We start from the raw sequence: 799 nt of genomic DNA, 5'->3' as shown, positions 1-799 counted from the left end.
AACAGTGGTAGAGTTAGCAAAACCAGTGAAATACTGTTTAGCAACCGACTCCCAAGTATCAGCATTAGAAAATGGAACGTAAGATAATAAAAGAATTGCTATTATTTTAGTTTTCACAATTAAGCCTTAACGGAATAAAGGTAAAAAAAAAGGACGAAAGCGCGCCCCTTTTAAATAACGCTGGAAATTAAACAGCTTTAGAAGAGAACTTCTTAAACAGGCGAATTGCCAAGCCAGCACCAACAACAACAGTAACAACAGGCCAAGTCTGAGCGATCAGGTCAGTTGCCTGAGTTTTCAGAGAAGTCATTGCCTCAGTAGCGTAATTAGTTGCCGTGTCACCTTCAGCAGCAAAAAAACCAGCAGAAACCAACAGAGTTGCAGCACCCAAAGCAATTTTATTTTTAGCAGCTAAAACAGTAGAAAGAACGCGCATTTTATATTTTCCTTAAATCATACGGTCAGAAATTGACTTGAAAAAAGCAATTCCATAAAAGAGGGCAAAGCCCAAGAAATAAGCTCCGAGAAAAGAACCAACATAATCAATCATCGGAACACTCCAGCAGTAATTGCACCTAACCCAAAGGAGAGAACGAGGCCAAGAGCAAATACTACATGAATTAGGTCATCAGTAGTCATGCAGACTTAACTGATTCAAGAAGAACGCGACCAACAGAAACCTGTCCAAAATTGTTAATTTTAAAAGAGGATGAATGAACACGATATTTGCCAGCGGGATAAGGATGCTGACCATCTTCCAAGTTAAAATTGAAGAGAGCAGGATAAACGCCACCGAGAT

Annotated in this window: 3 protein-coding genes; all 3 read right to left on the bottom strand. The window is 39.4% G+C overall.

What is annotated here, in order from left to right; genetic code table 11:
• Positions 1-187: 187 nt before the first annotated feature.
• The gene (locus PK98_RS16565) at positions 188-436 is read right to left on the bottom strand and encodes a major coat protein (RefSeq protein WP_081996328.1); all 249 of its coding nucleotides are present in this window, start codon (positions 434-436) and stop codon (positions 188-190) included.
• 110 nt (positions 437-546) lie between these two features.
• Positions 547-639: a tail virion protein G7P-2 gene (locus PK98_RS17585; RefSeq protein ID WP_025903536.1), complete on the bottom strand. Its 93-nt coding sequence runs from the start codon at positions 637-639 to the stop codon at positions 547-549.
• Positions 636-799 (bottom strand): single-stranded DNA-binding protein (locus PK98_RS17580; RefSeq protein ID WP_039098033.1); only part of this gene is annotated, 164 nt, incomplete at its 5' end. The genes PK98_RS17580 and PK98_RS17585, both read right to left, overlap by 4 nt.

The sequence above is a fragment of the Croceibacterium mercuriale genome (assembly GCF_000802385.1).
Taxonomy (GTDB): Bacteria; Pseudomonadota; Alphaproteobacteria; order Sphingomonadales; family Sphingomonadaceae; genus Croceibacterium; species Croceibacterium mercuriale.
This window is presented reverse-complemented; position numbering and strand designations above follow the sequence as displayed.

Excerpts from the sequence above, each read along its gene's own strand:
- PK98_RS17585 (WP_025903536.1), bottom strand. The coding sequence starts at position 639 with ATGACTACTGATGACCTAATTCATGTAGTATTTGCTCTTGGCCTCGTT.
- PK98_RS16565 (WP_081996328.1), bottom strand. The coding sequence starts at position 436 with ATGCGCGTTCTTTCTACTGTTTTAGCTGCTAAAAATAAAATTGCTTTG.